Origin of the sequence: Kribbella sp., from assembly GCF_035655035.1 — a bacterium.
Classification (GTDB): Bacteria; Actinomycetota; Actinomycetes; order Propionibacteriales; family Kribbellaceae; genus Kribbella.
The window spans coordinates 1-5,990 of record NZ_DASRVN010000338.1; the positions used below are offsets into that span (position 1 = coordinate 1).

Sequence of the window (5,990 nt, forward strand, 5' to 3'; positions counted from 1 at the left end):
GCCGGCAAGTCCTGGGTGGAGATCAGCGCCGTCCTCGGCGTCACCAAACAGGCCGCCCACAAGCGCTTCGCCGACTCCTGGACGAGCCGGCCGGCGTTCGAGCGCTACACGCAGCGCGCGCGGACGGTCGTCCAGGCGGCCGCCGACATCGCCCGCGAGCGGAACCACGACTTCGTCGGCACCGAGCACCTGTTGCTCGCGATGTACAAGGAGCCGGGCGCGATCGCCGCGAAGGTGCTGGTCAAGCACGGCATCACCGAGGAGACCGTCCAGTCCGCGGTGGACGCCGCGAGCCCGGCCGGTGAACCGAAGACGGCCACCCTCGACCGGGAGAACCCGCCGTACACCCGGCGCGCGGCGCATGTCCTGCAAGGCGCGGTCGGCGAGGCGGTGACGCTCGGGCACAACTACGTCGGCACCGAGCACCTGCTCCTCGCCTTCTACCGGGACCAGGCGGGGATCGCGACCAAGATCCTGCTCGACCAAGGGCTCGAGGAGGCGGCTGCCTTGTCCGACATCGCGGCGCTGCTGAAGGGTTTCACCCAGTAGATATCGCGAGCGCGCCTTGGGGTGCGCGAGCTAACGTCGTCAAAGTGACTAGTGCACCTGCTGAACTCCCTCGTAAAGCTGGTGACCTCCGGGCCGCCGGACATCTTCCCCGGTCGATCAAGACCGAACTCCGTGACAACCTGCTGACCGAACTCCGGGCCGGGCGTGATCCCTGGCCCGGAATCGTCGGATTCACCCGGACGGTGATTCCGCAACTCGAACGCGCCCTGCTGGCCGGCCACGACGTCGTACTGCTCGGCGAGCGCGGCCAGGGCAAGACCCGGCTGCTGCGTACGCTGGTCGGCCTGCTCGACGAGTGGGCCCCGGTGATCGACGGCGCCGAGATCCCCGAGCACCCGCTCGACCCGATCACCCCGGCGTCGAAACGGCGCGCGGCCGAGCTGGGCGACGACCTGCCGGTCCGCTGGATCCACCGCAGCGAGCGGTACGCCGAGAAGCTCGCCACGCCGGACACCTCCGTCGGTGACCTGATCGGCGACGTGGACCCGGTGAAGGTCGCCGACGGCCGCAGCCTCGGCGACCCGGAGACCATCCACTTCGGGCTGGTACCGCGGGCGCACCGCGGCATCGTCGCGATCAACGAGCTGCCGGACCTCGCCGAGCGGATCCAGGTCGCGTTGCTGAACGTGATGGAGGAGCGCGACATCCAGGTCCGTGGGTACACCCTGCGACTGCCGCTCGACGTGTTGCTGGTGGCAACGGCCAACCCGGAGGACTACACCAACCGCGGCCGGATCATCACGCCGCTGAAGGACCGGTTCGGCGCCGAGGTCCGGACCCACTACCCGCTCGACATCGACGCCGAGGTGGACGTGATCCGGCAGGAGGCCGAGTTCACCGCCGAGGTCGGCGAGCCGCTGCTGGAGGTGCTGGCCCGGTTCGTCCGGCACCTGCGCGAGTCGACGTCGATCGACCAGCGGTCCGGCGTCTCCGCGCGGTTCGCGGTCGCCGCGGCCGAGACGATCGCGGCCGCCGCCCTGCGCCGGAGCGCCATCACCGGTGAGGAGCCGGCCGTCGCGCGGCCGGTCGACCTCGAGGCGGTGCCCGCCGTACTGCGGGGCAAGCTCGAGTTCGAGCCCGGTGAGGAAGGGCGGGAGATCGAGCTGCTCGAGTACCTGCTGCGCCGGTCGGTGGCCGACACCGCCCGGGAGCGGTTCGCCGGGCTGGACCTGACCCCGCTCGCGCACGCGGTTGCCGACGGCAACCTTGTGACGACCGGGGAGCGGGTGCCGGGTCGTGAGGTGCTGGCCGCGCTGCCCGAGCTCCCGGTCCTGCACGACGTCGCCGCCCGCGCCGGCGTGGACGCCGACGACTCGCCCGGACGGATCGCGGCCGCGGTCGAACTCGCCCTGGAGATGCTGTACCTGTCGAAACGGGTGGCGAAGGACGCCGACGACGACACGACGGTGTACGGGGCCTGAGCATGTCGTCTATCCCTGAAGGCTGGTCCTACGGGCCGTGGCACGACGGGCCGGATCCGCTGCAGGCGCCGGCGGACCTGCGGGACGCCCTGGACGAGATCGGCCAGGACGTGATGAACGGGTCGTCTCCGCGGTCCGCGCTGGAGGAACTGCTCCGCCGCGGCACCCGGAACACCCAGGGCCTGGACGACCTGACCCGCCGGTTGTGGGAGCGCCGCCGCGAGATCCAGCGGCGGCACAACCTCGAGGGCACCCTGCAGGACGTCCAGCGGCTGCTCAACGAAGCACTTGAGGCCGAGCGCCGCGAGTTGTTCCCGAACCCGTCCGACGACGCCCGCTTCAAGGAGGCCGAGCTCGACGCGCTTCCTTCCGGTACGGCGGCCGCCGTACGGGAGCTGGCCAACTACCAGTGGGAGTCGTCCGAGGCCCGGCAGAAGTACGAGGAGATCCGCGAACTGCTCGGGCGCGAGCTGCTCGGATCGCGGTTCGAGGGCATGAAGGAGGCGCTGCAGCAGACCACGCCGGAGGACGTCGAGCGGATCAACGAGATGCTCACGGACCTCAACGCGCTGCTCGCCGCGCATGCCCAGAACAGGCCCGACGTACCGCAGCTGTTCGACGAGTTCATGGCCAAGCACGGCGAGTTCTTCCCGGAGAATCCGCAGAACGTCGAGGAGCTGATCGACGCACTAGCGCAGCGGGCCGCCGCGGCGCAGCGGATGCTGAACTCGATGACGCCCGAGCAGCGCGCCGAGCTGATGGAGCTGTCGCAGCAGGCATTCGGCAACGCGCAGCTGTCGCAGCAGTTGTCCCAGCTCGACGCGCAGCTGCAGTCGCTGCGCCCGGGGGAGGACTGGTATGGCTCGGAGCGGATGAGCGGTGACGACCCGCTCGGCCTCGCCGAGGGCGCGCAGGCGATGTCCGACCTGGCCGAGCTGGATGCGCTGGCCGAGCAGCTCGCGCAGTCGTATCCGGGTGCGCGGCTGGAGGACATCGATCTGGACGCGTTGACCCGCCAGTTGGGTGACGAGGCGACGGTCGATGCTCGCAGGCTGTCGGAGCTGGAGCGGCAACTGCGCGACCAGGGCCTGATCGAGCGGGCGCCGGACGGTTCGCTGCAGTTGTCGCCGAAGGCGCTTCGGCGGCTCGGTCAGACGGCATTGGCCGACGTACTGCGGACCGCGCGCGGATCGGGTGAGCGGGACGCCGCGAACGCCGGTGCGGCCGGGGAGCTGAGCGGATCGACCCGGCCGTGGCAGTTCGGGGACACCCAGCCGTGGGACGTGCCACGGACGGTGCGGAACGCCGTACTGCGGACCTCCGCACGCTCTGGGTCCGTCAAGCTCGACGTCGCGGATGTGGAGATCGCGGAAACCGAGCACCGGGCGCGGGCCGCGGTCGCGCTGCTGGTCGACACGTCCTGGTCGATGGTGCAGGAGGGCCGCTGGCTGCCGATGAAGCGGACGGCGCTCGCGCTGCACCAGCTGATCTCGACGCGGTACCGCAACGACGCGCTGCAGTTGATCACGTTCGGGCGGTACGCCGGGGTGATCGAGCTGCCGCAGCTGATCGGCATGGAAGGCACCTGGGAGCAGGGCACGAACGCGCACCACGCGCTGCTCCTGGCCGGCCGGCATCTACGGCGGCACCCCGACGCGCAACCCGTCGTACTGATGGTGACCGACGGCGAGCCGACCGCGCACCTTGAGCCGGACGGTACGGCCGAGTTCTCGTACCCGCCGGAGCCGGCCACGCTGCGCAAGACGATCTTCGAGGTCGACCGGCTCGCCAAGCTCGGCGCCTCGCTGACCGTCTTCCGGCTCGGCGACGACCCGCGGCTGAACGCGTTCGTCGACCTGCTCGCCCGGCGCAGTGGCGGGCGGGTGCTGGCGCCGGACGCGGACGGGTTGGGCGCCGCGGTGGTCGGCGACTACCTGCGGACGCGGCGCAAGCTGTAGCAGTCTGAGAAGGAGGGTGTTACCCGTCGAAAAGGCGGGTAACACCCTCCTTCTGTGTTTCGCCGGACAAGGCGGCGATTGTCTCGCGTTGTCAATGCTGTAAGGGTTTTCCGGCCTTCGGGCTGTGGGGAGCGTCACGTCGGCATCGTGAGACCAGTGTTCAACTGGACTGGTTTTTGGGCTTACTCTGAAAGTACGCCCCCGCCGCCGATGTCGATGGGCCAGCGGGTCACCTTCCCGCGCCTGTGAACACCCGCCTGCACCCCAGGGAGTGACCGTGCCGAAACTCGTCTACGACTTCGCCGAAGGCAACAAGGACATGTTGGAGCTGCTCGGCGGCAAGGGGGCGAACCTGGCCGAGATGACCAATCTCGGCCTGCCGGTACCACCCGGATTCACCATCACCGCCGACGCCTGCCGGGCGTACCTGGAGACCGGCGCGGTCCCGGACGACCTTGCCGACCAGATCGACCACCACGTGCACCTGCTCGAGCGGAAGATGGGCAAGAAGCTCGGCCAGGCCGACGACCCGCTGCTGGTCTCGGTCCGCTCCGGAGCCGCGGTGTCGATGCCGGGCATGATGGAGACGGTCCTGAACGTCGGCCTCAACGACGACTCGGTGAACGGGCTCGCGCACCACGCGGGCGACCCGCGGTTCGCCTGGGACGCGTACCGCCGGCTGATCCAGATGTTCGGCAAGACCGTGCTCGGCCTGGACGGCGACGTCTTCGAGGACGCGATCGAGGATGCCAAGCGTGCGAAGGGCACCCGGAACGACCTCGACCTGGACGCCGACGACCTCAAGGCGCTGGTGGAGAAGTTCAAGCAGGCGGTGCACGAGCACACCGGCCGCGAGTTCCCGCAGGACCCGCGGACCCAGATGGAGCTTGCGATCGAGGCCGTGTTCGGTTCCTGGAACTCCGACCGCGCGATCCTCTACCGCCGGCAGGAACGGATCCCGGCCGACCTCGGTACGGCGGTCAACATCTGCTCGATGGTGTTCGGCAACCTCGGCATGGACTCCGGCACCGGTGTCGCCTTCACGCGTGACCCGTCGACCGGGCAGCCCGGCGTGTACGGCGACTACCTGCAGAACGCGCAGGGCGAGGACGTCGTCGCGGGCATCCGCAACACGGTCGCGCTGGCGGACCTCGAGCAGATCGACAAGACGTCGTACGACGACCTGATGCACATCATGGCCACGCTCGAGGGGCACTACCGGGACCTGTGCGACATCGAGTTCACCGTCGAACGCGGGAAGCTCTGGATGCTGCAGACCCGGGTCGGCAAGCGGACCGCGGCGGCGGCGTTCCGGATCGCGACCAGCCTGGTCGACGAGGGCGTCATCGACACCGACGAGGCGCTCCGGCGGGTGAAGGGCGCGCAGTTGGCGCAGCTGATGTTCCCGAGGTTCGACGCGGACGCTTCGAAGGACTTGATCACCAAGGCCATCGGTGCCTCGCCGGGCGCGGCGTCGGGCAAGGTCGTGTTCACGTCGGCGGCCGCGGTCGAGGCGGCCGACCGCGGCGAGAAGGTGATCCTGGTCCGGCGCGAGACCAACCCCGACGACCTGCACGGGATGATCGCGGCGCAGGGCATCCTGACCAGCCGCGGCGGCAAGACCTCGCACGCGGCCGTGGTCGCCCGCGGCATGGGCAAGACCTGCGTCTGCGGTGCCGAGGAGCTCGACGTGAACGTTGCCGAGGGCACCATTACGGTGCGCGGTACGACGTTGGGTGCGGGTGAGCTGATCTCGATCGACGGCACCACGGGCGAGGTGTTCCGCGGTGAGGTACCGGTGGTGGCGTCGCCGGTCGTGCAGTACTTCGAGGGCGCGCTGGATCCGTCGGCGGGCGACGACCTGGTCGCGTCGGTGCACCGGTTGATCACGCACGCGGACGAGGTACGGCGGCTCGGCGTACGGACGAATGCCGACACCGCGGACGACGCGGCGCGGGCGCGGCGGTTCGGGGCCGAGGGGATCGGGCTGTGCCGGACCGAGCACATGTTCCTCGGCGAGCGGCGGGAGTCCGTGGAGCGG

4 protein-coding genes are annotated in these 5,990 nt (G+C 70.0%); all 4 read left to right on the forward strand.

The window, feature by feature from the left end:
• On the forward strand, positions 1 to 549 hold a 549-nt coding region (locus VFF46_RS18970; protein WP_325038479.1), incomplete at its 5' end, for a Clp protease N-terminal domain-containing protein.
• 44 nt (positions 550 to 593) lie between these two features.
• Entirely contained in the window at positions 594 to 1,991 is a 1,398-nt protein-coding gene (locus VFF46_RS18975) for an ATP-binding protein (protein ID WP_325038480.1), read from the forward strand.
• Positions 1,992 to 1,993: 2 nt separating this feature from the next.
• Positions 1,994 to 3,949: a VWA domain-containing protein gene (locus tag VFF46_RS18980; protein WP_325038481.1), complete on the forward strand. Its 1,956-nt coding sequence runs from the start codon at positions 1,994 to 1,996 to the stop codon at positions 3,947 to 3,949.
• Positions 3,950 to 4,226: 277 nt separating this feature from the next.
• Positions 4,227 to 5,990, forward strand: a 1,764-nt coding sequence (ppdK, locus tag VFF46_RS18985; RefSeq protein WP_325038482.1) for a pyruvate, phosphate dikinase, incomplete at its 3' end; no start/stop codon positions are given.